The sequence below is a fragment of the Rhizobium beringeri genome, from assembly GCF_004306515.1.
In the GTDB taxonomy this organism is placed as follows: domain Bacteria; phylum Pseudomonadota; class Alphaproteobacteria; order Rhizobiales; family Rhizobiaceae; genus Rhizobium; species Rhizobium beringeri.
Genome location: NZ_SILG01000006.1, coordinates 288,999 through 315,498 on the forward strand (window position 1 = coordinate 288,999; position 26,500 = coordinate 315,498).

Annotated in this window: 25 protein-coding genes and 1 pseudogene; 16 read left to right on the forward strand and 10 right to left on the reverse strand. The window is 61.9% G+C overall.

From position 1 onward, the window contains the following. Nucleotides 1-20: 20 nt before the first annotated feature. On the forward strand, nt 21-1,118 hold the full coding sequence (locus tag ELH03_RS35740; RefSeq protein WP_128410179.1) for an ABC transporter ATP-binding protein: 1,098 nt from the start codon (nt 21-23) through the stop codon (nt 1,116-1,118). A gap of 2 nt (nt 1,119-1,120) precedes the next feature. Beyond that, on the forward strand, nt 1,121-3,385 hold the full coding sequence (locus ELH03_RS35745; RefSeq protein WP_128410178.1) for a glycoside hydrolase family 95 protein: 2,265 nt from the start codon (nt 1,121-1,123) through the stop codon (nt 3,383-3,385). Nucleotides 3,386-3,540: 155 nt separating this feature from the next. On the opposite strand, the gene ELH03_RS35750 is transcribed toward ELH03_RS35745, so the two are convergent. After that, a complete protein-coding gene (locus ELH03_RS35750) occupies nt 3,541-4,392 on the reverse strand; it encodes a sugar phosphate isomerase/epimerase family protein (RefSeq protein ID WP_128410177.1) in 852 nt (283 codons plus the stop codon). A gap of 345 nt (nt 4,393-4,737) precedes the next feature. On the opposite strand from ELH03_RS35750, the gene ELH03_RS35755 reads away from it, so the two are divergent. Genes ELH03_RS35755 through ELH03_RS35770 form a run of 4 tightly spaced genes read left to right on the forward strand, consistent with a single transcriptional unit; the run spans nt 4,738 to nt 8,545 of the window. Then, nucleotides 4,738-5,625 carry a sugar phosphate isomerase/epimerase family protein gene (locus ELH03_RS35755; protein ID WP_130807009.1) on the forward strand — a complete coding sequence of 296 codons (888 nt, stop codon included), beginning with the start codon at nt 4,738-4,740 and terminating at the stop codon, nt 5,623-5,625. Nucleotides 5,626-5,683: 58 nt separating this feature from the next. Then, a complete protein-coding gene (locus tag ELH03_RS35760; RefSeq protein WP_128404045.1) occupies nt 5,684-6,853 on the forward strand; it encodes a mandelate racemase/muconate lactonizing enzyme family protein in 1,170 nt (389 codons plus the stop codon). A gap of 2 nt (nt 6,854-6,855) precedes the next feature. Continuing rightward, the gene (locus tag ELH03_RS35765; protein ID WP_128404044.1) at nt 6,856-7,548 is read left to right on the forward strand and encodes a FadR/GntR family transcriptional regulator; all 693 of its coding nucleotides are present in this window, start codon (nt 6,856-6,858) and stop codon (nt 7,546-7,548) included. A gap of 22 nt (nt 7,549-7,570) precedes the next feature. Next, on the forward strand, nt 7,571-8,545 hold the full coding sequence (locus ELH03_RS35770; protein ID WP_128404043.1) for a 2-hydroxyacid dehydrogenase: 975 nt from the start codon (nt 7,571-7,573) through the stop codon (nt 8,543-8,545). Between the two features lie 76 nt (nt 8,546-8,621). Here the strand turns inward: ELH03_RS35770 and ELH03_RS35775 are convergent, their stop codons facing one another. The 7 genes from ELH03_RS35775 to ELH03_RS35805 form a co-directional block, all read right to left on the reverse strand. Beyond that, on the reverse strand, nt 8,622-9,698 hold the full coding sequence (locus ELH03_RS35775; RefSeq protein ID WP_128410175.1) for an ABC transporter ATP-binding protein: 1,077 nt from the start codon (nt 9,696-9,698) through the stop codon (nt 8,622-8,624). Beyond that, nucleotides 9,698-10,807: an ABC transporter ATP-binding protein gene (locus ELH03_RS35780; RefSeq protein WP_128410174.1), complete on the reverse strand. Its 1,110-nt coding sequence runs from the start codon at nt 10,805-10,807 to the stop codon at nt 9,698-9,700. Before ELH03_RS35780 ends, ELH03_RS35775 begins: the two co-directional genes overlap by 1 nt. Next, on the reverse strand, nt 10,804-11,007 hold the full coding sequence (locus ELH03_RS35785) for a hypothetical protein (protein WP_128404040.1): 204 nt from the start codon (nt 11,005-11,007) through the stop codon (nt 10,804-10,806). The genes ELH03_RS35780 and ELH03_RS35785 overlap by 4 nt, the downstream gene beginning before the upstream one ends. After that, entirely contained in the window at nt 11,004-11,963 is a 960-nt protein-coding gene (locus ELH03_RS35790) for a carbohydrate ABC transporter permease (protein ID WP_128404039.1), read from the reverse strand. Before ELH03_RS35790 ends, ELH03_RS35785 begins: the two co-directional genes overlap by 4 nt. A gap of 1 nt (nt 11,964) precedes the next feature. Continuing rightward, nucleotides 11,965-12,870: a carbohydrate ABC transporter permease gene (locus ELH03_RS35795; protein ID WP_128404038.1), complete on the reverse strand. Its 906-nt coding sequence runs from the start codon at nt 12,868-12,870 to the stop codon at nt 11,965-11,967. Between the two features lie 156 nt (nt 12,871-13,026). Continuing rightward, complete coding sequence (locus tag ELH03_RS35800; protein ID WP_128404037.1) at nt 13,027-14,337, reverse strand: extracellular solute-binding protein; 1,311 nt, start codon at nt 14,335-14,337, stop codon at nt 13,027-13,029. A gap of 368 nt (nt 14,338-14,705) precedes the next feature. Next, nucleotides 14,706-15,344 (reverse strand): TetR/AcrR family transcriptional regulator, encoded by a 639-nt coding sequence (locus tag ELH03_RS35805; RefSeq protein WP_164902140.1) that lies wholly within the window; start codon nt 15,342-15,344, stop codon nt 14,706-14,708. Between the two features lie 100 nt (nt 15,345-15,444). On the opposite strand from ELH03_RS35805, the gene ELH03_RS35810 reads away from it, so the two are divergent. From ELH03_RS35810 to ELH03_RS35825, 4 genes are read left to right on the forward strand one after another with little or no spacing between them, the layout of a single operon-like run. After that, a complete protein-coding gene (locus ELH03_RS35810; protein WP_128404035.1) occupies nt 15,445-16,641 on the forward strand; it encodes a Tm-1-like ATP-binding domain-containing protein in 1,197 nt (398 codons plus the stop codon). Nucleotides 16,642-16,653: 12 nt separating this feature from the next. Further along, nucleotides 16,654-17,496 carry a phosphoenolpyruvate hydrolase family protein gene (locus ELH03_RS35815; protein WP_128404034.1) on the forward strand — a complete coding sequence of 281 codons (843 nt, stop codon included), beginning with the start codon at nt 16,654-16,656 and terminating at the stop codon, nt 17,494-17,496. 25 nt (nt 17,497-17,521) lie between these two features. Further along, a complete protein-coding gene (locus ELH03_RS35820) occupies nt 17,522-17,935 on the forward strand; it encodes a cupin domain-containing protein (protein ID WP_128404033.1) in 414 nt (137 codons plus the stop codon). Nucleotides 17,936-17,967: 32 nt separating this feature from the next. Further along, entirely contained in the window at nt 17,968-19,158 is a 1,191-nt protein-coding gene (locus ELH03_RS35825) for a M24 family metallopeptidase (protein WP_128404032.1), read from the forward strand. A 72-nt stretch (nt 19,159-19,230) separates the two neighbouring features. Here ELH03_RS35825 and ELH03_RS35830 read toward each other — a convergent pair whose 3' ends face one another. Both ELH03_RS35830 and ELH03_RS35835 read right to left on the reverse strand, forming a co-directional pair. Continuing rightward, nucleotides 19,231-19,824, reverse strand: coding sequence for a DJ-1/PfpI family protein (locus tag ELH03_RS35830; protein ID WP_128404031.1), 594 nt, complete (start codon nt 19,822-19,824; stop codon nt 19,231-19,233). 56 nt (nt 19,825-19,880) lie between these two features. Then, a complete protein-coding gene (locus ELH03_RS35835; RefSeq protein ID WP_128404030.1) occupies nt 19,881-20,579 on the reverse strand; it encodes a GntR family transcriptional regulator in 699 nt (232 codons plus the stop codon). Nucleotides 20,580-20,673: 94 nt separating this feature from the next. Between ELH03_RS35835 and ELH03_RS35840 the strand changes: the two genes are divergently transcribed. The 6 genes and pseudogenes from ELH03_RS35840 (at nt 20,674) to ELH03_RS35865 (ending at nt 26,023) form a co-directional block, all read left to right on the forward strand. After that, nucleotides 20,674-21,708, forward strand: coding sequence for an Ldh family oxidoreductase (locus ELH03_RS35840; RefSeq protein WP_128404029.1), 1,035 nt, complete (start codon nt 20,674-20,676; stop codon nt 21,706-21,708). Continuing rightward, nucleotides 21,705-22,934, forward strand: coding sequence for an iron-containing alcohol dehydrogenase (locus ELH03_RS35845; RefSeq protein WP_128410173.1), 1,230 nt, complete (start codon nt 21,705-21,707; stop codon nt 22,932-22,934). The genes ELH03_RS35840 and ELH03_RS35845 overlap by 4 nt, the downstream gene beginning before the upstream one ends. Before the next feature lie 14 nt (nt 22,935-22,948). After that, nucleotides 22,949-24,436, forward strand: coding sequence for an NAD-dependent succinate-semialdehyde dehydrogenase (locus ELH03_RS35850; protein ID WP_128404027.1), 1,488 nt, complete (start codon nt 22,949-22,951; stop codon nt 24,434-24,436). Between the two features lie 11 nt (nt 24,437-24,447). Further along, nucleotides 24,448-25,275: an alpha/beta hydrolase gene (locus ELH03_RS35855; RefSeq protein WP_128404026.1), complete on the forward strand. Its 828-nt coding sequence runs from the start codon at nt 24,448-24,450 to the stop codon at nt 25,273-25,275. Between the two features lie 55 nt (nt 25,276-25,330). Continuing rightward, a pseudogene (locus ELH03_RS35860) lies at nt 25,331-25,525 on the forward strand (DNA polymerase Y family protein); the annotation flags it as partial. Nucleotides 25,526-25,828: 303 nt separating this feature from the next. Further along, entirely contained in the window at nt 25,829-26,023 is a 195-nt protein-coding gene (locus ELH03_RS35865) for a hypothetical protein (RefSeq protein ID WP_128404025.1), read from the forward strand. Nucleotides 26,024-26,500 lie beyond the last annotated feature (477 nt).

Genomic DNA, 26,500 nt, shown 5'->3' on the forward strand with positions numbered 1-26,500 from the left:
AGGGTTAAAGGGAGGAAGCTTTGGCCAGCGTAGAATTGCAGCATATAGATAAGTCCTACGGAAGCTTCCAGGCGATCGGCAACCTCAATCTAAGCATCGAGGACGGCTCCTTCACGGTCTTCGTCGGTCCCTCCGGCTGCGGGAAATCCACCTTGCTGCGGATGATCGCCGGTCTTGAAAAGATCACCGCAGGAGAACTGCAGATCGACGGCCGACGCATGAACGACGCTGATCCGATCGAGCGCGGTGTTGCCATGGTCTTCCAGAACTACGCTCTCTATCCGCACATGACCGTCGAGCAGAATATCGGCTTCTCGCTGCGTATGGCTGGCATGGGCAAGGCTGAGATCGAGCGCAGTGTCGCTGCCGCCGCTACAACGCTGCAGATCGAGCCGCTGATGAAGCGCAAGCCCGCGCAACTTTCCGGCGGCCAGCGCCAGCGTGTCGCCATTGGCCGCGCGATCGTGCGCAACCCGGCCGTATTCCTGTTCGATGAGCCGTTGTCGAACCTCGACGCAGAGCTCAGGGTCTCCATGCGCGTGGAGATTGCCAAGCTGCACCGCCGCATCGGCGCAACGATGATCTATGTCACCCACGATCAGACGGAAGCGATGACGCTTGCCGATACGATTGTCGTGATGCGAGCGGGCAAGATCGAGCAGATAGGCACTCCGGACACGCTCTATGCAGATCCGGATAATCTCTTCGTTGCCGGTTTCATCGGCTCGCCGCGGATGAATTTCCTGGATGGGACGCTCGGAGCTGATGGCCTGGTCAGGCTCGAATGCGGCGCGGTCTTCAGGCCTGGCCCGGTGCATGCGGTGGGCGACATTCCGATCAAACTCGGTATTCGGCCGGAACATTTCGTCGGACGCGACGACGCCGGTGGTGCGATCGATCTTAAGGTTGATGTGGTTGAGAACCTCGGCGGAACCCGCTTCATCTACGGCATGACGAATTCGGAACAACCGGTAATCGTGGAGGATCGCTCCGAGACGGCCCGCCGCCCCGGAGATACCGTCACAGCCGGTTTTCCAGCAAGCAGAGCGCTGCTCTTCGGCGCAGACGGCCAGCGCATTCGCGAAGCCCGACGGGCAAACGGCATTCCGGCGGTGTGACCATGGCAGACAATCTTCTCTGGTACGATGCTCCGGCTCGGCTGTGGACGGGCGCATTGCCGCTCGGCAATGGTCGGCTCGGGGCCATGGTATTCGGCGACCCGCTTTGCGAGCGGCTGCAGATCAACGAATCCACCTTCTGGGCGGGCGGCCCTTATCAGCCGGTCAATCCGGATGCTTTCGGTCACCTTGAAACGGTGCGGCAGCTGATCTTTGACGGCCGTTACGCGCAAGCGGAGGCGATGGCCGAAAGACACCTGATGGCCCAGCCGATCAAGCAGATGTCCTACCAGCCGGTCGGCGATCTCCACATTGAATTTGCTCACGCCGAAGGCATCTCTCACTATCGCCGCACGCTCGATCTCGACACCGCGACGGCCACCGTCTCCTATGTTGCCGACGGCGTCGGCTTTCTGCGCGAAGCCTTCATATCACCGATCGACGGCGTGCTGGTTCTGCGGCTCTCCGCCGACCGGAAGGCTGCGATCAATTGCCGGATATGGCTGAACAGCCCGCAGCACGGGGAGGCGAGTGGCAGCCAGGGTTCGCTGATGTTTTCCGGGACCGGAAAACCGGAGTCCGGCATTACCGCTGCGCAACACTTCTCCTTCGGCATTAGGCTTATCAACAGCGGCGGAGTGGTCGGTGGGTCGGCCGAAGCACTGTCGGTCGAAGCAGCCGACGAAGTGCTGCTCCTCCTTGATGCCGCAACAAGCTTCAAGCGGTATGACGACGTATCGGGAAATCCCGATGCTGACATCGCCGCGAGGCTTGGGCAGGCCCATCACCGCGGTTTCGCGCCGATGCATCGCGATCATATCAAAGAACATCAAAGACTATTCCACGCCTTCGCCATCGATCTCGGCTCGACCTCGACGGCGTCACTGCCGACCGATCGCCGCATCGCTGACTTCGCCGGCGGTAAGGATCCCGCATTGGCTGCGCTTTATGTGCAGTACGGCCGCTATCTGATGATTGCCTCGTCGCGTCCCGGTACCCAGCCCGCCAATCTCCAGGGCATCTGGAACGCAGAAACCGATCCGCCCTGGGGTAGCAAATATACCGCCAACATCAATCTCCAAATGAACTACTGGTTGCCGGCGCCAGCCAATCTGCCCGAGTGTATTCAGCCGCTTGTCGCGATGGTAGAGGAGCTTGCCGAGACGGGCAGCGTGGTCGCCCACAGGCATTATCGCGCCCGCGGTTGGGTGATGCACCACAACACCGACCTTTGGCGAGCCGCGGGACCGATCGACGGCGCCAAATGGGGCCTCTGGCCGACAGGCGGCGCCTGGCTGATGGCGCAACTGCTTGATCTGTGCAACTACCTCGATGACCCCGAGGCGATGCGGCGTAGGCTGTTTCCTGTTGCGAAAGGGGCTGCGCAATTCCTCTTCGATGTCCTGGTCCCGCTTCCAGGTACGGACTATCTGGTGACGAACCCTTCTCTGTCTCCCGAAAACGTCCATCCGCACGACGCGTCGATCTGCGCCGGTCCGGCAATGGACCGCCAGCTCATCCGGGACTTCCTGGGCCTGCTTCGTCCCCTTGCAGCCTCCATGGCCGGTGAAGACGATCTCGTCGCAGACGTCGATCGCGTACTGCTTCGCATTCCGCCCGACAGGATCGGCGCTGCCGGCCAGTTGCAAGAATGGCTGGAAGATTGGGATATGCAGGCGCCCGAAATCCATCACCGCCACGTCTCGCATCTCTACGGTCTCTATCCGAGCTGGCAGATCAATATGGAGGACACGCAGGAGCTTGCCGCCGCCGCCCGCCGCTCCCTCGAAATCCGCGGCGACGACGCGACGGGATGGGGGATTGGCTGGCGCATTAATCTGTGGGCACGGCTTCGAGATGGCAATCATGCTTTTGACGTGCTGAAGCTTCTTCTTACCCCCGAGCGGACCTATAACAACATGTTCGACGCCCATCCTCCGTTCCAGATCGATGGGAATTTCGGTGGCGCGGCCGGCATACTGGAGATGCTGGTTCAGTCGTCCCCGAGGGAAATTCATCTCCTGCCGGCGTTGCCCGACGCGTGGCAGGCGGGGTCTTTGCGCGGTCTGCGTGTTCGCGGTGGCCTGCTGCTGGATATCGACTGGCGGAACGGCATGCCGACGATGGTCACGCTGTCGGCAGTTCGCGCTGCAATCGCGAAGCTTCGTTTCGGTCAAAGGACATGGAACGTCGATCTGGGAGCCGGTGAACATTTTGTGCTCGACGCCATAGATGGGTTTTCCAAGGGAAGGACGGGCAGCAGATAGCCTCCAGAAGCACTCGATGACGGTAGCAATGCCTGCGAGCCCTCCACATCGGCTGTTCTGGGAAGCGCTGCCAGCGTGGCTCTGAGATCGCGCTTGTCGAAACGCCCGCGAGAAACTGATTGACCGGTTCGAAATTCAAACGGATCGGTTGGGGTTCATGCCGCCGCGTGCCATCCATCGTGGATATGGCGGTGGCCTTCGCGGTAGACCGATTCCGGTGTCTCGGAAAAGTCGCGCCATACCTTTGTTGCGGCGGCGAGCTCCTTGAGCGCCCGGCCGAAGGCTTCGATTGTCAGCCATCCGTCGTAGCCGCTCGCGCGTAGTGCCCTGAATGTCTGAGGCCATGGAATGTTGCCGCGCCCCGGTACGCCGCGGTCGTTCTCCGAAATGTGGACATGCACGATGCGGTCGCTGTTTCGCGTGAAGGCGCCAATGGGATCGGTCTCTTCGATATTGCTGTGGAACGTGTCGTACATGGCGCGGATATTCGGATGTCCGACCGCGTCGATATGGGCCGCAAGGGCGTCCATCGTGTTGAAAAGGTAGCATTCGAAGCGGTTCAGCGCCTCAAGCCCGATCGTGATGCCGTGCTTTGCTGCATGATCGCCGATCGCGCGTTGCGAGGAAACCGAGCGCTTCAGTTCCGCCGCGCTCGGGCCACTCCCGGAGAATTTGCCGAGCGTCGAATGCAGCGGCCCGCTCAGGATCGTCGCGCCGAGTGCATCGCTGCAGTCGATCGCCCATTTCACGTAGTCGATGCCGCGTTTTCGGGTCTCGGCGTCGGGGGCGATCAGGTTCATCTGGGGGTCGCCGATTGCGGAAACGGCGGTGCGTTCCAGGCCGATCCGGTCGAGCAAGCCTCCCAGTCGGCGGTAGTCGTCGGGCGTTCCCGAAAAGATCGGAATTTCGACGCCATCAAACCCGGTGTTCTTGATATCGCGCAACAGCTCCTCGTGCCTCCGGCCGACACTTGTCGTCCACAGGAACATGCACATCCCGATCTTCATGTCGCCTCCCTTTGGCCTGCGGCACCTGCGTGGCGGTTTCACGGCTGGCGCGGTGGCTCGCTCAATCTGGTCATACCAAATCATTAAATCTGGTCAAGCCAATTCAATCACCGCATAAGGTGTCTGGCTTCGGTTTTAACGCGGATATGGCGCATTAACATCGATCGAAGAGCAAATACTGGCGTTTTCACTCCATCTTGCAGAGGGTCGGAAATTGCGCTAGAGCTTTCAGCCAACAAGAATTGGCCTAACCAGATCTGCAAAGGTCGTGGGATTGCCAGCGATAAGGTGACCGTTTACCGCGAGTTGGCGGTCAAGCGGGCTGCAACAGTCTGGGAGGACCTCATGCATCTTTCGACACACAACTGGATGCGGGCGGAACCGCTCGCCGTCACGCTGAAGCGCATCACGAAATATGGCTACGAAAGCATCGAGATATCCGGCGAGCCGGCACAGTACGACGTCAACGAGACGCGAGCGCTGCTGAAAGAGCACGGCATCCGCTGCTGGGGTGCTGTCACGCTGACGCTTGGCGAGCGCAATCTTGCCGCCAGGGATGAAGGCCAGCGCGCCAGGTCAGTGGACTATGTGAAGAGCGTCATCACCATGGTCAGCGAGCTTGAGGGCGAGATCGTCACCCTGGTGCCGGCAACCGTCGGCAAGGTGGTCCCCGACGGGACCGAGGAGGAAGAGTGGACGTGGGTGGTGGACGCCACCAAGGAGTGCTTTGCTCATGCCCAGAAGAGGGGCGTGCGCATTGCCGTCGAGCCGCTCAACCGTTTCGAGACCTATTTCTTCAACCGTGCCGCCCAGGCGCTGGCGCTTGCCGATGCCGTCGGCCCCGAATGCGGGGTCTGCCTCGATGCTTTCCACCTGAATATCGAGGAGGAAAACATGTATGAGGCGATCCGGCTCGCCGGAAAGCGCCTGTTCGATTTCCACGTTGCCGATAACAATCGCTTCGCCGCGGGCCTCGGCCACCTCGACTGGCCAAAGATCATCGGCACGCTAAAAGAGATCGGTTACAACGGCGCCGTGACCAACGAATTCGTCGCTCCGGTCGACCGTACGCCGGCCACGAAATATCCGGACATGGTAGAGCGCAACCCCGTCGACATCCCCCCGGAACAACTGAAATTTATCCAGGACCACGGCTCGAGCCTTCTCACTGAGAAATTCTACGACGATCAGATGCGAATCACCGCCGAGACGATCCTGCCGCTCATCAAGTAACGAACGAAAAGGCATAGCCCTGCGGCCCGCGGGTCGTGAGGGACGGGGGATCCGAGACATGCGTATCAAGACCGTGGAGGCATGGTGGATTAAGATTCCCATCGAGGCGAGCCGTCAGCACCGCAGCGACTTCGGCCGGTTGACGACCTTCGATACTGCAATTTTGCGCATCGAAACGGACGACGGCATCGTGGGCTGGGGAGAGGGCAAGAATGCCGCGGGCAGCGCGGGCTCCTATGGCACGCTGGTACATATGCTCAATCACGAGGTGGGGCCGAAGCTCATCGACCGCGATCCCGCCGACATCTCCGCCATCTGGGAGATGCTCTACAATGGCGTCCGTCATGAGACGGCGGCGATTTCGGGACACGCCATGCCCGAGATCGCACGGCGCGGACTGTCGGTCGCAGCGATCAGCGCGGTCGACATAGCGCTCTGGGACATACTCGGCAAGTCGCTCGGCGTCCCCGTCTGGAAGCTGCTGGGTGGCCGCAAGGCGGACAGGTTGCCCGCCTATGCCTCAGGCGGTTGGGAGAGCGCGGACCGCATCGGCGAACAACTCCAGTCCTATATCGCCGCCGGTGGGTTCAAGTCGGTCAAGATGCGCGTCGGCGCGATGGATCGCGCGCCTCACGTCTCGGCATCGCGCGTGCGGGCAGCCCGCGAGTCGATCGGCCCCGACGTCGACCTGATGGTCGATGCGCATGGCACCTACACGGTTGCCGAAGCGAAGCGCTTCATCCAGATGGTTGCTGATTGCGACCTCGCCTGGTTCGAGGAGCCGGTCATAGCCGATGACAAGCCGGGCATGGCCGAAGTGCGCGCGGCTGGGAACGTACCGATCGCTGCGGGCGAGAGCGAGGCGACACGTTTTGCCTTCCGTGATCTTGCCATGCTGCGAGCTGCCGACATATTCCAGCCCGATCCTGCCTTCTGCGGCGGCATTACGGAGGCGATGCGCATCAGTTCGCTCGCCAGCGCCTTCAACCTTCGTTTCGCACCGCATCTTTGGGCCGGTGCGCCCTGCTTCTTCTCCGGCCTGCACTTGTGCGCGGCTTCCCCGGCAAGCTTCGTCATAGAGTATTCGCTCGGCGCGAATCCGATGATCCACGATCTTGTCGAGGACACTGTGTCGGTGAAGGACGGTATGATAGAGATCCCGGATAGGCCTGGCCTGGGCTTCACGATCAATCAGCGGGTCCTGGAGACTCACGCGCAAAGACAGTGACAATGAAAGAAAACTCCCTCCTCTCCGATCTCGCGGCACATCTTTTCTCGAACTCGAGCGACAACGGCCGCACACCTTCGGAGCGCGAGCTTGCGGAGCATTTCGGGGTCAGCCGGGGCCAGGTCCGCGAGGCATTGGCCATCCTGGAGGCAATGCGCATCGTCGAGCGCCGAGCCAAGTCGGGCATCTACCTGACAACCACGGAGGCGAGCGTGGAGGCGATGGCACTTTTTGCCCGCGCCGGCGTGCCGCTTGATCCGATTCTGATCTACGAGACCGTGGAGCTTCGCAAGATCCACGAGATCAAGGCCGCGGAACTCGCCTGCGATCGGGCGACGGAAGAGAATTACCAGCACTTGCGCGATATCCTCGCCGCGTCCGAGGCAAAGCTTGCCGCGGGCGAGGGGCTAGCGCGAGAGGACCGGGATTTCCATCTAGAGATCGTCAGAGCCACCAAGAATAGCGTCTTTTATCGCGTATGCAGCGTCTATTACGTGATGGGCGAGCACCGCCTGCCGATCTATTTTGCAGACGCCGCCCGCAGCCGGCGCTCGCATGAGGAACATATCCGCATCTACGAGGCGCTGCTTGTCCGAGATGGCAATCTCGCCCAGGCGCTGATGAGCGCGCATCTCCAAGGTGCGGAAAGCTATTGGAAGGGTCTCATCGGCGGTCCCGCGACAGCTGCCGAATAGAGGGTACCCGGCGGGAGGGCCGATGAGCTTCATCTTTTCCACGCATCCCCTTCACCCCGCGGCCAAGGCCATGCTTGAGGCTGCGGGTGATCTGCGCATCGCTTCCGCACCCGATCCCGAAACCTTGCTGCGAGAAGGGCGCGGCGCCGGCATCGTCGTCGTACGCGCCCCGATCCCGCCGGCCTTCTTCGAGGATGCGCCGGCGCTTCGCGCCGCGATCCGCCACGGCGCCGGGCTCGACATGGTGCCGTTGGATGCGGCGACCCGCGCCGGCGTGCTTGTCGCCAACGTCCCGGGCGTCAATGCCTCGACTGTCGCCGAGCATGTCTTCCTCGTCACATTGGCCCTGCTGAGGCGCTTTCGCGTGATGGACCGGGAACTGCGTCAGAACGGCTGGGCGGCGGGCCGCGCCCAATCGGACGCAGCCGTGGACCTCGCCGGCCGCACCATGGGCATCGTCGGCATGGGCAATGTCGGCAAGGCGATCTTCCAGATCGCGAAGTTCGGTTTCGGCCTGGAGGTGGTCGCCACGAGCCGCTCGGCGGAAAGCGTGCCGGACGGCGCGCGCTTCCTGGCGATCGATGACCTCCTGGCGACGGCCGACATCGTGGTGCTCTGCTGCCCACTGACGGCCGAGACGACTGGCCTGCTCAATGGCGGGCGCATCGGTCGCATGAAGCCCGGGGCCATTCTGATCAACGTCTCGCGCGGCCCGGTGATCGATGACGCGGCGTTGATCGAGGCGCTACGCGACGGCCGCATCGGCGGGGCCGCGCTCGACGTCTTCACGACGCAGCCGCTTCCCAACGACCATCCCTATTTAGGCTTCGACAACGTTATCATCACTCCGCATCTGGCTGGTCTCACGGAAGAGAGCATGATGCGTATGGGAACAGGCGCGGCCAGCGAAGCTCTGCGCGTCATCAACGGGGAATTGCCCGTTAATCTACGCAATCCCGAAGTGGTGGAACACTACCGCCGGCGCTTCCCGGCATAGCGGCCCGACGCGACAATCCGAAACGCTGGCTGCTCCGGGACGCAGGGGCCGCTGACATCTCTTCCAACCGATCAGATCAACCCGCGTGCCGCAGGCTGACGCCGCTTCCGGCGTCAAACAGCACGACCTTTTCCGGGTTCCACGAAAAGCGAACCGTATCCTCGATCCGAAGCAGCGTTTGCGTCGGCACGGTCGCGTGGATGAACTTTTCGCCGGTGCGCAGCGTCACGATCTTTTCGACACCGTGGTTCTCCACGTCGTGCACCCGTGCTTCTCCCGGCGCGCCGTTGTCGAGGAAGATATCCTCGGGGCGAATGCCGAAGGTGAGCGGGCGACCGTCCGTCGCTATCCCGTGACCGTTGGCAAGGGGCAGCCTGTAGCCCTCGCTGGCCACTGCCTCGCCGCCGGCAAGCGTACCGTCGATCAGGTTCATAGGCGGTGAACCGACCGCGCGCGCGACGAAGGTGTTGGCCGGGTTTTGGTAGATCTCCTGCGGCGAACCCGTCTGCACCAGTTGGCCGTTGTTCAGGACGCCGATCTTGTCTCCCATCGACATGGCCTCTATCTGGTCGTGGGTGACGAAGAGGAACGTCGCGCCGAGGTTCATCTGCAGGTTTTTCAACTCCGTGCGGAGTGCTTCGCGAAGCTTTGCGTCGAGCGCCGAAAGCGGTTCATCCATCAAGAAGACCCGCGGCTTGCGCACGATGGCCCGGCCGATCGATACGCGCTGCATCTCGCCTCCCGACAGCCGGTCCGTCTTGCGGTCGAGCAGATGCTCGATGCGCAGGGTCTTGGCGACCCGTGCGACGCGCTCCTTGATTTCCGCGGGTTCGACGCGGCGGATACGCGACTTCAATGGAAATTCCAGGTTCTCCCGTACCGTATAGCGCGGGTAAAGCGAATATTGCTGCAGCACCAGGGCCACGTCGCGTTCGGCGGCCCCCCAGTCGGCGACGTCCTGCCCGTCGATGAAGATCTGGCCTGCCGTCGGCTTCTCCAGACCGGCGATCAGGCGCAGCGTCGTCGTCTTGCCAGCGCCGGTCTGTCCGAGCAGCACGAAGAACTCACCGTCAGCGATGTCGATGTTCAGGTTTTTCAGTGCTGTGTGATTGCCGAAGGTCTTGGTGATGCCCTTGAGTTCGATATGCGCCATCAGAGTCTGATCCCGAGCGACGAGCCGGTCGCCGTGTTGAAGAAATGCGCCTGGGCGGGATCGATGCGCGCCCAGACGGCTTCGCCCGGACCTGGCACGAAGCCGCTCTTGGTGCGTGCCCTGATCATCTGGTGGCCGACCTTCAGGTCCACGATGTCGTGCGAGCCGAGAGGCTCGATGATATGCGCCTCGACCGGCAGAAAGCCCTCCCGGGCCTCCCGTGAAACGACCACGCCCTCGGGCCGGACCCCGAGTGTCAGCTTGCCGTTTTCCGCCCTCGCATCGGAGAGGCGGTTGGCCAAGACGGCGGGGAACTCGAAGCCCGTTACCCCGTCGCCGACCCGCACGCTCGTACGGCCGTCGGTTTCGCTGACGGTCGCCGGCGCCATGTTCATGACCGGGCTTCCGACGAACTGGGCGACGAAGATGTTGGCGGGTTGCCCGTAAACCTCTTCCGGCGTGCCGACCTGCTGCAGGATGCCCTCGTGCATGATGACGATGCGGTCGGCGAGCGACATGGCCTCCACCTGGTCATGCGTCACGTAGATGGTGGTGGAACCCTGCTTGATATGCAAACGCTTGATTTCCGCCCGCATCTCCTCGCGCAGCTTTGCGTCCAGCGCACCGATCGGCTCGTCCATCAGCATAGCCTTTGGGCGTCGCACGAGCGCGCGGCCGATTGCGACACGTTGCATGTCGCCTCCTGACAGCGCCGAAGGCTTGCGGGCCAGCAGGCCGGTGATGCGCAGCACACCGGCGATCTCACGGACCGACTTATCGACATCGGCGCGGCTCATGCGGGTGGCGCGGAGCGGGAAGGCGATGTTCTCGTACACCGTCATGTGCGGGTAGAGCGAGAAGGATTGGAACACCATTGCAATGTCCCGGCCGGATGCCTTGATGTGCTGCACCGGCTGCCCATCGATCAGGATGTCGCCTTCGTCGATGGTCTCCAGGCCGGCGACGGCGCGCAATGTCGTGGTCTTACCGCAGCCCGATTGTCCGAGCAGGACGATGAATTCGTTGTCGGCGATGGCGAGATTAAGGTCCTTGATGACCTGGACGGCACCGAAATATTTCTGAATCCCGCGAAGTTCGATCTGCGTCATGAATGGCTGCCTTCGTCTGGTTGGGCGTCGCGCGGGATTTTGGTCGTCACCATGAAGGCGATCAGTCCGACGAGCGTCATCGTCATGCCATAGCGGTGCAGAAACAGGTTCCAGGGCTGGCAGAGCGCGATGATGCCGAAGATCATCAGATACTGCGAACCGGGTTCGAGATATTTCTGGTTTAGGGCGCGGAAGGTCATTTGCGGATCGCTCCGAAGCTCATGCCGCGCAGGAGATGGTTCCTGAGCAGGAAGGTGAAGATGGCGACCGGTAGCAGGAACAGGAACGTGCCGGCCGCAATTACCGTCCAATCCGGCAGGCCGGAGCCGACCTGACTCGGAATGAACGGTGGAGCGGTTTGGGCGCGCCGGCTCGTCATAATCAGCGCAAACGCATATTCGTTCCAGGCCGTGATGAAGCAGAAGACGGCGGTCGCCGCGATGCCGGTCGCCGCTTCCGGGATGACGATCTTGAAAAAGGCCTCCATCCGCGTGTAGCCGTCGACGAGCGCGGCCTCCTCGTATTCCTTCGGGATCTCGTCGATGAAGCCCTTCATCAGCCAGACGGAAAAGGAAAGATTGAAGGCGGTGTAAAGGATGATGAGGCCCCAATGCGTGTCGTTGAGGCCGACGACACGGTACATTAGGAACATCGGGATTGCCACGACGACGGGCGGCAGCATGCGCGTCGAGAGGATGAAGAAGAGAAGGTCTGCCTCCCCCTTCACCTTGAAGCGCGAGAAGCCGTAGGCTGTGAATGTCCCCATGCCGACGGCCAGCACCGTGGACGTGATGGCGACGATCAGCGAGTTCATGAAGCGGTTCGGATAGCCGGATGGCTGCACCTCGCCGCGGCCGGAGCGAACGATCTTCTCGCCGCCGTCGAACACCATCCGCTCCCACCAGGGGGCGGCGGCGTATTCTTCAGGGGGCGGTGCCCCGCGCAATTGCGAGCGCTTGGTGAAGAGCTTCACGAAGGGCGAGAGTTCCGGCTCGAAGAGCACCGTCGGCGGAATGGTGGTGGCGAGGTTGCGCGGCTTGAAGGCCGTCGAGGTGATCCAGTAGATCGGCGCCAGGAAGATCAGTGTGATGACCAGTACGGCGGCGATCGCCACCCGGTTCAGCGCGCGTTCGGAGCGGGTTTGGACGGCAGCCATCTCAGCGCTCCTTCACTTTGTTGAGGTACTTGACGTAGATGTTGGTGATGGCGAGAACCATGATGAGCACGATGTAGGCGAGTGCGCAGGAGCGCCCCGTCTGCCATTCTTGGAAGGCCATCTTGTAGAGCCGGATGGAGATCACCTCGGTCGTTGGTTGGCTGGTCAGAATGTAGGCGAGGTCGAAGGTCTTGAAGGCTTCCATCGTACGGAAGATGATTGCGATCATCAGGATCGGCGCCACCAGCGGCAGCGTGATGCGGAAGAAGGTGTAGAGTGGCCCCGCCCGGTCGATCGCCGCTGCCTCGTAGAGATGCTTTGGCACGGCCGAAAGGCCGGCAAGCGACAGCAACATCACGAAGGGCGACCACATCCAGATATCCGTGATCGCGACCGCGTAGAGCGCCATGTCCGGATTCGACAGCCACTCGAAGGAGCCGAGGCCGAGAGCGTAGTTGATGATGCCAAAGGAGGGGTCGTAGAGCAGCTTCCAGAAGAGGCCGACCACGGCCATCGAGAGCATCATCGGCAGCAGCAGCAGCGTCGTCAGAAGACCCTTCAGCGGGATATCGCGGTTGAGCAGCATCGCGGTGCCGAAGCCGACGATCACCTGGCCCGTAACAGAGACGATTACATATTTCGCGGTGATGGCGAAATTCGACCAGATGAAAGAATCGTTCAGCAGGTCGCGGTAGTTCTGCAGGCCGACGAAGTTCGCCGGCGCGTTCGACGAGGCGCGAAAGTCGGTGAAAGAATAGCCGAGCGAATAGATCAGCGGAAAGATGTTGAAGACGATCAGGAACACGATCGTTGGAATAATGAAGAGATTACGAATGCGGATGTCGCTCATGCCGCGGGATGCGGCGCGCGTTTTCGTGTCCAGCGATGTCATGACTACGGTGGCCAATCCTCTCCTCCTTCGAGAGTTCGGCGCTGGATGCCGGGAAGGCATCACGATGCGCGAAGTTGATGCCGGGCGCCGCGCCCTCTCGAACCGCGCACTTCGGCGCGGAGATGCAGAATTAAATGGGAGGGGCGGCGGCCCCTCCGTTGATCGCGCTTGTTATTTGTTGCGTTTGTACTTCTCGAACGTAGCGTTCCAGTCCGCTGCCAGAGAATCCAGCACGTCCTTCGCCGTGCCTTGGCCGGCGGTTACGAAGGGGTAAACGCGCTGGTTCATCTGGATTAGCAATTCGGCATATTCAGGCGTTGCCCAGAAGTCCTTGACCTTGAACATGGTCTCGTAGAAGGCCTTGTTATAGGGTGTCGCATTCTGAAATTCCGGGGATTCAAGGACCTTGGCGCTTGCCGTGTAGCCGCCGAGTTCGGCCCAGCGCTTCTGGGTCTCGTCCTTGATGAACCATTCGAGGAACTTCATCGCCTCTTCCTGGTTTTTTGAATAAGAGATGACCGATATGCCCTGGCCGCCGAGCGCTGCGAACTGCTCGCCGTTCGGGCCTGCCGGATTGGCAAAGAAGCCGGTAACCTTGGCGTTCGGGTTGGACGCCTCGTTCACCAGCGCCGGGAAGAAGGCGAAATAGTTCATGCTCATCGCCGCCAGGTTCTCGGTGATTGCCTGGTTGTTCTCGACGAAGAACGACTTGGCCCAGCCCGGGGGCGTGAAGCCGTAGAGCTCGCGATACAGTTCGAGCGCCTTGACGTTCTTCTCGGAATTGATGATGCCGTCGACCTTGTAGTTCTGGTAGTCGCCGAGTTCGCCTCCAAACGAGAAGATCGCGTTCTCGACACCCATGACTAGACCGTCGTAGGAGTTGTCGGTGTAGATTGCGATTCCGTAGCGCTTCTGGTCTGGACGGTGGAAGAACTCGGCGATGTCACGCATCTCGGCCCATGTCTTCGGCGGGGCGAGATCGTAGCCGTATTTTGCCTTGAAGGCCTCCATCTCCTTGGGGTCTTCGAACCAGTCCTTGCGGTAGGACCAACCGACGGCGTCACCTTCAGCGGGAATTGACCAGTACTTTTTCGAGTTCGACGGGTACTCCGAGTAGTATTTCACCGTTGCCGGGGCCATCACCTGGGTCAGATTATGCTTGGTGAAGAATTCGGTCAGATCGACGTAATGTCCGGCTTCTGACGCTGCCCCGATCCACTGGCTGTCGCCGACGACCAAGTCATAGGCCGAGCCCTTTGCGTTGAACTCGGTGAAGGCCTTGGTCTGGAAGTTGGCCCATGGCGTGGTTTCGACAGTGACCTTAACGCCAGTTTGAGCCTCGTATTCGTTCGCGAGTTCCTGAAGGTAATTTGCCGGGTCCCACTCGGCCCAGAAGATCGTCAGTTCCTGGGCCAGTGCGGACGTTCCGCAGGCCCACATCAATCCGACACCGGCAAAGAGACCGGTCATAGTTTTGCGCATAACGTTTCCTCCCATTTATGCACGCTTCCCGCTTCATCGCGGGCCTCCCGATCCGGCTTCCCGATCCTCCTGGGGTGGTGTTCGTGCTGGGGCCCTCCTCGACCCTTCGCTCGCTTCAGATCTCAAGCCTGAATTGTCATTTCCTTGATCTGGTAGTACCAAACATCATCATCGTCAAGAGCAACCTTGGAGAGCTTTCATCAATCACTCGCCTTCGACGTTTCTATGCATTCCCCGGCAATTGCGTATCTGCTGACGCCGCCATACACGACCATCTTACATTCATCATCACCAATCTGGACAATGATACAGGACCATATCACTTACACTGGTCCAACCAGTTTGGCATCAAGTCAATGGTCGCCATGTCATGCCTCGCCCTCCGCCTGCCGCAACGCGCTGTCAACGAGCGCCTTGGCGGCCCACTCGGCAACAGACTGCGCGCTTTCGGAGGTCAGTCCCCAGATATCCTTCAACACGATCAGCACCTCGACGCCGAAGACAAGCGAAAGCGCCTGTGCAAGGCGTTCCCGGGATTCAGGCGGCACGGTGCCCTGCAGGGGTGCCGTCACGCACTTCAGCAGGTCGACCCGGTGGCCGCGCTTAAACAGCGGCTCGTTGCCGAGCGTGCCCGCCTGGCGCTGCGCCCACTGTTCTAGCGAAAGTTTCAGCGCCGCCTTGAAGGTGGCCTCGAACTCATCGATGCGCGGCATCGCGGTCGCCAAAAGGTCGGCGACACGGATGCAAGCATCCGGGCTGTCTGACGACCAGCCGAGTATCGGCCCCAGGGCCTCGTCCACCACGGCATGCACGAGCGCCGCCTGGCTGGGAAAGTAACGGTAGGCCGTCGCGCGTGACACTTCGGCGGCCTCGGCCACTTCGCTGACCGACGGCGTGATGCCCGACTGCATGAGCCGGGTTGCCGTTTCGAGCATCAGTTTTCGCGTGCGGGCACGCGGCCCTCGCTCGATCCTGGCTGTTTCGTTCTGTTGACGTGAGACATCCATGCCTTTATGATACGCACGTCTCACAATTTTGCAAGGGCCGATCGTTTTGCCTCGAACGTGGGATATGCTGGGAGGAAATCCACCCGGTCGCGGAGGGGACATGACGCAGATCTACGTGGTCGGCACGGCCGACACGAAAGGCGAGGAGCTCGCTTATCTGGCGGCTTGCATCGAAGCGGCGGGCGGGAGCGTCGTACGTGTCGACGTCGGCACACGCGTGCCGGCGACCACCGTCGACGTGAAGGCCGAGACGGTCGCCGCATGCCATCCTGACGGCGCTGGAGCCGTCCTTGCCTGTGGAGATCGGGGAAGGGCGGTCGAGGCGATGGGCCTTGCCTTCTCGCGTTTTCTCGTCGAGCGCCAGGATATCGCCGGCGTCATCGGTATCGGTGGAGGCGGGGGCACCTCGATCGTCACCGCGGGCATGCGCCAATTGCCGCTCGGCCTGCCAAAGATCATGGTCTCGACGCTCGCCTCCGGCGATGTTGCACCCTATGTCGATGTTTCCGACATCGTGATGATGCCCTCGGTCACGGACATGGCGGGCCTGAACCGGCTTAGCCGGGTCATCCTTCACAACGCGGCCCAGGCGATCACGGCAATGTCCAGCCGTCCCGCCGAGGTGGCTGCATCGAAACCGGCTGTCGGGCTTACCATGTTCGGCGTTACCACACCGGCCGTATCCGCCATGGTCGAATGCCTCCGAGCGGATTACGATTGCCTGGTCTTCCACGCTACCGGCACGGGCGGGCGCGCGATGGAGAAGCTTGCCGACAGCGAGCTGATCTCAGGCGTGCTGGACATCACGACGACCGAGGTCTGCGACCTGCTTTTCGGGGGCGTCTTGCCTGCTACCTCGGACCGTTTCGGCGCGATTGCTCGCACCGGCTTGCCCTATGTCGGCTCGGTGGGTGCGCTCGACATGGTGAATTTCTGGGCGCCGGAGACAGTCCCGGAGCGCTATGCCGGCCGGCTGTTTTACCGCCACAACCCGAACGTCACCTTGATGCGCACGACGTCGGCCGAATGCGCGCAGATTGGCCGCTGGATCGGCGACAAGCTCAATCTCTGCCACGGCCCCGTACGCTTCCTCATTCCCGAGAAGGGCGTCTCGGCCCTCGACATCGAAGGCGGTCCGTTCTTCGATCCGCAAGCTGACGCCGCGCTTTTTGCCGCGCTCGAGGAGACGGTGAAGCCGACAACGTCGCGACGTATCGTCCGCCTGCCGCTCCATATCAACGACCCGCAATTCACGGAGGCCGCCGTTGCGGCCTTTCGTGACATCGCCAACCCCTGAGAGACAAAATCGATGCCAGCCATACCGCGCAAGACCATCCTCGAAAAATTTCACGGCATGATCGCAGCCGGCGTGCCAATTGTCGGCGGCGGCGCCGGCACGGGGATCTCCGCCAAGGCCGAGGAGGCAGGCGGCATCGACCTCATCATTATCTACAACTCTGGGCGCTACCGCATGGCCGGGCGCGGTTCTGCGGCCGGACTACTCGCCTATGGCAATGCCAACGAGATTGTGAAGGACATGGCGCTCGAAGTGTTGCCAGTCGTGAAAAGGACGCCGGTGCTCGCCGGCGTCAACGGCACGGACCCCTTCGTGCTGATGCCGCGCTTCCTCGCCGACCTCAAGGCAATGGGCTTTTCCGGCGTACAGAACTTCCCCACGATCGGCCTCTTCGACGGCCGGATGCGCCAGAGTTTCGAGGAGACAGGCATGAGCTACGATCTGGAGGTCGAGATGATCGCCACCGCCCACGGGCTCGACCTGCTGACGACGCCCTATGTCTTCAACGAGAGCGAGGCTATCGCCATGACGGCCGCCGGCGCCGACATCGTCGTGGCGCATATGGGGGTGACGACCGGCGGCACGATCGGGGCCACCTCCGGCAAGTCCCTCGATGACTGCATCGATGAGATCACTGCGATCACCAAGGCGGCACGTTCCGTGCGCGACAACGTCATCGTGCTCTGCCACGGCGGCCCGATCTCCATGCCGGAGGATGCGCGCTACGTTCTCGAGCGTTGCCCCGGCTGCCACGGTTTTTATGGTGCAAGCTCGATGGAGCGCCTGCCGGCAGAGGCGGCAATTCGCAAGCAGACCGAAGATTTCAAGGCGCTCGCCATCGGCGCGGTCGTCTGAGGAAGGGCGAGGAGGAGGCCGTTTCATGGCAAATGACAAGTACTTCATCTATCCAAAGGATGTGAGCGCCTTCGGCTTCGACTGGGGCAAGCTGTCACTCACAGTGGGGCCCGAGGTCAACGGCGCCAGCCGCTTTTCCGGTGGTGTCGTCGAATTGCCAAGTGGCGAGGGCCATTCCCGCCACAATCATCCGGGCGCGGAGGAGATCATTTTTGTGATCTCCGGCGAGGGTGAGCAGATGGTCGAGGATGAGAACGGTAATCCGATCACGCGGAGGGTCGCCACCGGCTGCACGATCTACGTTCCCGAAAGTCGCTTCCATTCGACGAAGAACACTGGCGGTGGGCCGATGCTCCTCTTCGTGGTCTACTCACCGGCCGGGCCGGAGACTACCCTTCGCGATTTTCCGGACTTTCGCCTGTTGCCGCAGGGCTCCTGAGGCGTGCCATACATTTTCTGGGAGGAAAGACAATGAACGACAACACAGGGCAAACAGCGCCGGCCGCGGTGGCGCCGTTCGATACGGCCAAGCTCGACCGTCTCATGGAGGAAGCCGGTATCGACGTCATCGTCGCCACCTCCAAACACAACACGCAATATCTCATGGGCGGCTATAAGTTCATCTTCTTCGCGGCCATGGATGCTATCGGCCACAGCCGGTACCTGCCGATGGTGATTTATGAGAAAGGCACGCCAGACCACTCCGCCTATGTGGGTAACCGCATGGAGGGCGCAGAGCACCAGAACAATCCATTCTGGACGCCGGCCGTGCATACGGCGACCTGGGGCACGCAGGATGCCGCCGGGCTTGCCGTCGAACACCTGAGGAAAATCGGCAAGACCGGTGGGCGCATCGGCATCGAGCCGGCCTTCCTGCCATCCGACGCCCGCGACCTCCTTGCCTCTCGGCTGGATGGCGCTCGATTTGTCGATGCCACGCATGCGTTGGAGCGGCTAAGGGCCGTCAAGACGGCGGATGAGCTGGCAAAGCTTAGACGCGCCTCCGAACTGATCACGGACTCGATGCTGGCGACGATCGCGGCCACCCGCGTCGGCTCGATGAAGATGGAGATCATCGAGCGGTTGCGCCGGGAGGAAACGAACCGCAGCCTGCACTTCGACTATTGCCTGCTGACGTTGGGCTCCAGCCACAACCGCGCGGGTTCGCCGCAAGCCTGGGCCGAGGGCGAGATCCTGTCGATCGATTCCGGCGGCAACTTGCACGGATATATCGGTGACCTGTGCCGCATGGGCGTGCTCGGCGAGCCGGATGCGGAGCTGGAGGACCTTCTGGCCGAGGTGGAGTCCATCCAGCAAGCGGCCTTCTCCAGGGTCAGGGCAGGGGCTGCGGGCATTGAGATGATCGTGGCAGCAGAAGCCGAGCTCAAGGCCTCTCCGTCTGCGGCCTTCACCGACTTCTTCTGCCATGGCATGGGCCTCATCAGCCACGAAGCGCCATTTCTCATGACGAACCACCCCGTCGCCTATGATGGCATCGATGCCGACAAGCCGCTGGAAGCGGGAATGGTCATCTCGGTCGAGACGACGATGCTGCACCCGAAGCGCGGCTTTATTAAGCTGGAAGATACGCTCGCCATTACCCATGGCGGTTACGAGATGTTCGGCGAGCGTGGCCGCAGCTGGAACCGCGGCGGAGTGTGATTGCGGCGCAAACGCAAGGAAGGGCCCGGCAAATGTCACCTGCCGGGCCTATCGTTTCTTGGTGCCATCGTCTCAGGTATGGCGGATCTCCGTTCCCAGCACCTTCAGGCATTCGCGGATAAAGGCGGCGAGCGCCGTCCAGCCCTTGGCGGAAACCATCGTACCATCGACATAGGCTTCGGTTGGCGAGAGGTCGATATAGGTTCCACCCGCCAAGGTGACTTCGGGTTCGCAGGCCCCAAGGGCCCCCACCGTCTTGCCGCGAACGACGCCATCAACCGCGATCAGGATCTGGACCCCATGGCAGATGGTGAAGATCGGCTTCTTCTCATCGTGGAAATGACGCACCATCGCCTGCACCCGTTTGTCGGTGCGGATATATTCCGGTCCGCGCCCACCGGCGCAATAAACGGCATGATACTCATCGAGCTGTTTCTCGGCCTCTGAAAACGTCTTGTTGATGGTGACGTTGTGACCGAGTTTTTCGGTGTAGGTCTGATCCCCCTCGAAATCATGCAGCGACGTCCTGAGGATGTCGCCGGCCTTCTTGTCCGGGCACACGACGTGCACCGTGTGGCCGACCGCCTCCATCGCCTGCTGATAGACGAAGATTTCGTACTCCTCGGTGAAATCGCCGGTGAGCATCAGGATTTTCTTGCCTGGCATGGGTTCTCCTCCTCGTTGTCAGATCGGTCAGGCACATCCTTGCCCGCCCGGGTTGCTCAAATTTCGTCGAAGGCCGGCAACAGCCGGTCGCGCGAATGTTCGATATGGATGCGCATTGCGTTCGCAGCCGCGCCGGGGTCGCGCGCCGCGAAGGCATCGAGCAGCGTCTGATGCTCGCCGAGCGCCTCCTCGGTGACACGGCGGTGGAACATCAGGCGGAAGATATGAAAATGTGTATGCTGGAATGTCAGCATCTCGCGGATCAACTCGTTGCCGGCAAATTCCATGATGCGGTCGTGAAAGATGGCGTCCTGGCGGGCGAAGGCCGAATAGTTCGCTCGTTCGTCCCTGTTGTCGCTGCGTGTCATCACCCCTGCGGCCTCCGTCAGGATGGCCAGCTTTTCGTCGGTCATCGCCTCGGCCGCCTTCGCAGCTCCGGCAGGTTCCAGCAGGAGGCGCAGTTCATAGAGCTCGTCGAAGCGGTGGCGCGTGATCTGCGGCGCGGCACGATAGCCGACCAGATGCTGCTTGACGACGAGGCCCTCGCCTTCAAGCCGGCCGAGGGCTTCGCGGATTGGGGTGTGTGAGACGTTGAACTCCCTGACCAGGTTGTCGACCGTAATCCGCGCCCCCGGGGCAATTTTCAACGACATGAGCTGGTTGAAGATTGCATCGTAGACGTCGCCGGCCAGGCTGTTGGCGCGCGGTATCTCGGTTCTGCCCGTTGAGGGTTCTTTAGGTCTCGTCGAAATCATCTTCTGCCTTGCCTCTTGACAGCTTCAATCGCTAGCACGATGCTGCGGCCAAGACAATCCTATATCCTATACGATTTAATATAGGGAGGAAAACATGCGCGTTTCCGAAGCGGCAGCCCTCGCATTTGCCACTCGCCTGCTGGAAGAACATGGCGCACCGCGCGACCATGCGACCCTGCAGGCTCGCGTCCTGGTAACGGCCGAGATGAAGGGGCATCCCTCGCATGGGCTGTACCGGCTCCCGCTGTTGGTCGAGCGCATCGAGCGCGGCGTCATTGACCCGCAGACGAAGGGCACGCAGCGCTGGCGCGCGGATGCGGTGCTGGAGGTGGAGGGTTCGTCGGGATTTGGCCCCGTCGTCGCCTTGGCCGCGATCGAGCGGCTGGCGCCTCACATTCCGGACCTTGGCATCGGCCTTGTCGCCGTGCGCAATGCCAACCATCTCGGCATGCTCGCCCACTATGTGGAGGCCATCGCCGCAATGGGTTTCGTTGGCATCGCGCTCTCCTCGAGCGAAGCGCTGGTCCATCCCTTTGGCGGTACTCGGGCTATGCTTGGCACCAACCCCATCGCCATAGCCGTGCCGACCGCCGAGGAACCGCTCGTGCTCGATCTTGCTACCAGCCTCGTGCCGATGGGCAGGATCCATCACCACGCGGCGACCGGCAGGCCGATTCCCGAGGGATGGGCACGCGATGCGGCCGGCCACCCGACGATCGATCCGGAGCGTGCCAAGGCCGGCGCGATTGCGCCGTTCGGCGACGCGAAGGGCTACGGCCTTGGCATCGCCATGGAGCTGCTGGTGGCAGCTCTCGCCGGCTCGGCGCTCGCGCCGGACGTGCGCGGCACGCTCGACAGCCAGTTGCCATGCAACAAGGGCGACATCTTTATCTTGATCGAGCCCAGTCTGGCGCCGGGACTGCCGGCGCGACTGTCGGCCTATCTCGATGCCGTGCGCGCCTCACCGCCCGCCGGCGCCGGCGAACGGGTCCTCGTCCCGGGCGATCGTGCCCGCCGGCGGCGAGCGGCGGCAAGCCGGAACGGTTTCGAGATCGACCGGCGCCTCTGGGAAGACCTCAACGCCCTTTCCCGCTCCCCCATTCTGGCCTTCGAAGGACAAAGATCGTGAGCCTGTTCGCCGCCTTGAGGCTGCCGCGCGAAATCCTGTTCGGCATCGGCCAGCGCCACGCTCTTGCCAGCGTCGCCAGCAGGACCGGCCGGCGCGCGCTTGTCTGCACGGATGCGCGTTTCGCGGCAACCCCGGTCTTTGCGGAAATGATCGCCGCGCTCGAAGCGGCCGGCATTGTCGTGCTGGTGCATGACCAGACGCTGCCGGACGTGCCGCGCGATACGGTCGCGGATTGCGTGGACGCGGCGCGCGGCTTTGGGGCTGACATGGTAATCGGCATCGGCGGTGGCAGCTGCCTCGACATGGCGAAATGCGCCTCGCTCCTGCTCGCCCATGGCGGCGCGCTCGCCGATTACTATGGTGAGTTCAAGGTCCCGGCACCCGTCCTACCGGTCATCGCCATGCCGACGACGGCTGGCACAGGCTCTGAGGTGACGCCGGTCGCGGTTGTTTCCGATCCTGACCGTACCCTGAAGGTTGGCATTTCGAGCCCATATCTCATCGCCGTCGCGGCGATCTGCGACCCGGAACTCACCTTCTCCTGCCCGCCAGGCCTCACGGCGATTGCCGGTGCGGATGCGCTGACACATGCCATCGAAGCCTTTACCGCCATGCGCCGCCACGGCGATGCGGAACTCGCGCAGCAGCATGTCTTCATCGGCAAGAGTGATCTCTCCGATCAGTTCGCGCTGCATGCCATCCGGCTCCTCGGCCGGAGCTTGGAAAAAGCCTTCGTCGACGGCTCCAACACCGATGCGCGCGCCGATGTGATGATGGGCGCGCTCGCAGCCGGCTGTGCCTTCGGGACGGCGGGCACCGCTGCGGCCCATGCGGTGCAATATCCGGTCGGTGCCGTAACCCATACGGCGCACGGCCTCGGGGTGGCGACCATGCTGCCCTATGTGATGACATATAATCGCCGCGTCGCGAGCGCGGAAATCGCCATTGTCGGTAGGGCGCTCGGCCTCGATCCCACTGGCGTGGAGGACGACGAGACGCTTGCCGATGCCGCGATCGGCGAGGTGCGCCGCCTTTTCTCCGCGATCGGCATCTCGCCGACGCTCGCCGCGCTCGGTCTGCCGGAAGACAGGATCGACTGGACCGCCGAGCAGGCGCTCGGCATCGGCCGGCTGATCAAGAATAATCCACGCTCCTTCGATTCCGCCGCCATGCGCGGCCTCGTGCGCGCCGCTTATGACGGCGATCTGGCCGCTTCTGCCCTCTGACCTTGGAAACCATCATGAACGTCAACCAGCATTCTTCGCATCCAGACCACGATCCGTTCGGGCTCAGTTCGTTCGCCCGCGGCCTCTATATTGGCGGTGCCTGGCGGCCCGCGGCGGGCGAGGGGCGGATCCAGGTGATCGACCCCTCGACCGAGGCGGTCATTGCCGCCGTGCCGGATGCGACCGCCGCGGATGCCGCGGCGGCTGTGGAGGCTGCCGCAACCGCCGCGGAAGGTTGGCGCGAGACGCCGCCGAGAAAGCGTTCCGAGATCCTGCGCCGCTGCTTCGAACTTATGGTGGAACGCTCCGAAGCGCTTGCCAGGCTCATTTCGCTTGAGAACGGCAAGGCGTTGCGCGACGCGCGCGGCGAGGTGGCCTATGCGGCGGAGTTCTTTCGGTGGAACGCCGAGGAGGCGGTGCGCATCTCTGGTGAGTTCGGCATTGCCCCGGCCGGTGGAAACCGCATCGTCGTCGATTACCAGCCCATCGGCATCTGCGTTCTCATCACACCGTGGAATTTCCCGGCCGCGATGGCGACCCGCAAGATCGCCCCTGCCCTTGCCGCAGGCTGCACCGTCATCCTGAAGCCCGCGAGCGAGACGCCGCTGACTGCCTATGCTCTTGCGGCTCTCTACCAGGAGGCTGGCGTGCCGCCGGGCGTAGTGAACGTGATGACAACATCGACGCCAGGCCCCGTCACCGCCGCCATGCTGGCCGACCCGCGTGTGCGAAAACTCTCCTTCACAGGCTCGACGGGCGTCGGCCGCACGCTTCTGGCGGAAGCGGCGAAAAATGTCATCTCCTGCTCCATGGAACTCGGCGGCAACGCGCCGTTCATCGTTTTCGACGATGCGGACATTGACGCGGCGATCGAGGGTCTGATGGTCGCGAAAATGCGCAATGCCGGCGAGGCGTGCACAGCTGCAAACCGCATTTATGTCCAGTCGGGTATCCACGATGTCTTCGTTGAAAAATTTGCCCAACGCATGGCCGCCCTCAGGGTCGGCCCAGGTGTGGACTTGGATACGGAATGCGGCCCGATGATCACGCGCAAGGCAGTGGAGAAGATCGAGCGCCTGGTCGCGGACGCCATTTCGCGCGGCGCGCGCGCTCTCTGCGGCGGACGAACAATTTCAGGACGCGGGTTTTTTTATCCGCCGACGGTGCTTGTCGATGTTTCCCCGGCCTCCGACATGGGGTGCGAGGAGATTTTCGGTCCCGTCGCGCCGCTCTACCGTTTCCAGAGCGAGGCAGAGGTCATCGCTGCCGCCAACGATACGGAATATGGCCTCGCCGCCTACATCTATACCCGCGACATTGGCCGCGGCATGCGGGTCGCCTCCAAGGTCGAGGCCGGCATGATCGCGCTTAATCGTGGACTGGTCTCGGATCCCGCTGCCCCCTTTGGCGGTGTGAAACAGAGCGGCCTTGGACGTGAAGGAGGGCAGCACCACGGTATCGCGGAGTTCATGGAAGCCAAGTATATTGCGGCAAGTTTCTGAGGGAGGAACCTGTGGCCGCCGATCCGTTCCGCATTCGTGACCATGTCGCAGGCTTCGACGAGATCGTCGGCGATATCCGCGCTCGCAGCCTTGCAACGCGCCGCACTGTCGCCATGGAGGCCAATGTCGCCTACGGGAGCGAACCGGGCGAGACACTCGATATCTTCCTGCCAAATAATGCCGGTTCTGACATGCCGATCCACATGTTCATCCATGGTGGCTATTGGCGGATGTTTTCCAAGGAGGACTATTCCTGTGTCGCCGAGACCGTCACCGGCGCAGGCGCGGTCGCGGCCATCGTCGATTATTCGGTGATGCCCACGGCAAGAATGGACGTCCTGGTTGGACAAGTGCTGAAAGCCAAGTCTTTCCTGCTGGCGCATGCCGATCGCTTTGGCGCCACACCGAGGCGATTTTCTGTCAGCGGCCACTCCGCTGGCGCACATCTTGCAACCTTTCTCTTCCATCGCTCGCTCGCGCCTTCGGGCGTAATTGCTGCTTTCCTGCTTGGCGGGCTATACGATCTCGAACCCTTGCAGACGTCCTTCCTCCGTGATGAGATCGCCTTGAGCGACGAGGAGGTGCGACGGTTTACGCCTATGCGTCAGGAGCACGATCCTGCAACACGTGTAGCTATCATGACCGGCGAACTGGAAACCAACCCGTTCAAAATCCAGGCAAATGCGTTCAGAGACACCCTTGCCGCCCAAGGGCTAGAAGTGCGCGCATCGCACGTTGTAGACGGGGATCACATGAGCACGGTACGCGACCTCGCTGTCCATGGCACACCTATGGCGGCAGTATTGCGCGCGTTTATTGCCACAAGCGGGGGATCATAACGATCTCAACATTACGCGTCCTGATCGATGTCGCTTCCGATTGAACCCCTGGGATCGTCCGGATCCGATCGAGGCGATAGCCCTATTGCCGGATCATCCGCCGGCCAGCATCACCTGGCGCGGCAAGCGTCATCGGGTAAAGCGCGCGGGGGGCCCCCCGGAGCGCGTCTTCGGCGAATGGTGGAAGCGCGACAGCGAATTCGAGGCGGTGCGCGACTACTTTGTCGTCGAAAACGAGAGCGGCGCCCGGCAGGCCTCCGCCCACATGACCGCCCCGTCGAGATAATGCACCGGCCTGCTCATCGTGCGAGCTTTTGGAAGGTTATACGAACAGATAGCATGCCTGATTCCAACGCATGTCTTCATTAGCGGGTACAAAAATGCTCTACTGTACGCGCCTTCTTAAAGGCTTTACCACCCGCTAAAGGCGAGCCCTCTTCCTCTGCCGAGCTGCCGACTAGCGTCACGAGCCTCGCGGATGCCAAGAGCAGCCGGGGCAGTCATGTCTGATAGACCGCTCATGAAAGTCGTTACTACACGGAGGCCGTTCACGATGGCAGCGCAAAGATATAGCCGTCGCAAGAACCTCAACATTTACTGGACGGTGTTCGATAAAGTCATCGGAGAACCGGCCATCATCGATGGGTTTGTCATGGACATGCTCACCGCCGAGGAGGCCGATAACTTGGTCAATATACTAAATCGCGGCAACCAAGTAAGCCTCTGGTGTTTCGCCGAACGGTTTTAGAAGCAACCGGCATCTGCGCAAGCTTGCGGCTGTCTGGACGGTATTGGCTCTGGGCCGGTTCGGCATAGGCTCTTGTCTTACAGCTCCTAGGAAGGCGAACACGTGATCGTCGTGGGGAAACGGATTTGGATCGCCAGATTGATCCGACTGAAGCTTGTTATGCCACTTCCTTGAGGTCGAACGGGACGTGGTGGCGGGTCGACTTTGTTTCGATCAGCTCGTGACGGAGCTGTCGTAGAAGCTACAAGCTCCGCGTGAACGCCTGTGTTGCACAGCCCGTTGAATTCCACGAATTCTTCAGTCTCAGGGAACTAGGCGTCTTCTCGGCGATCGTCGATGAGCGCCACCGGGCAGCGTTGGGCAGCCACGAGGACGTCTTCTTCCAAAATTCAGTTGCTTGAGGACGTTTCCATTGACGCGGCCTTCGTTGATCGTGCTGCTGGATATCCCCCGTTGGAGAACTTCGAGAAGACCTCC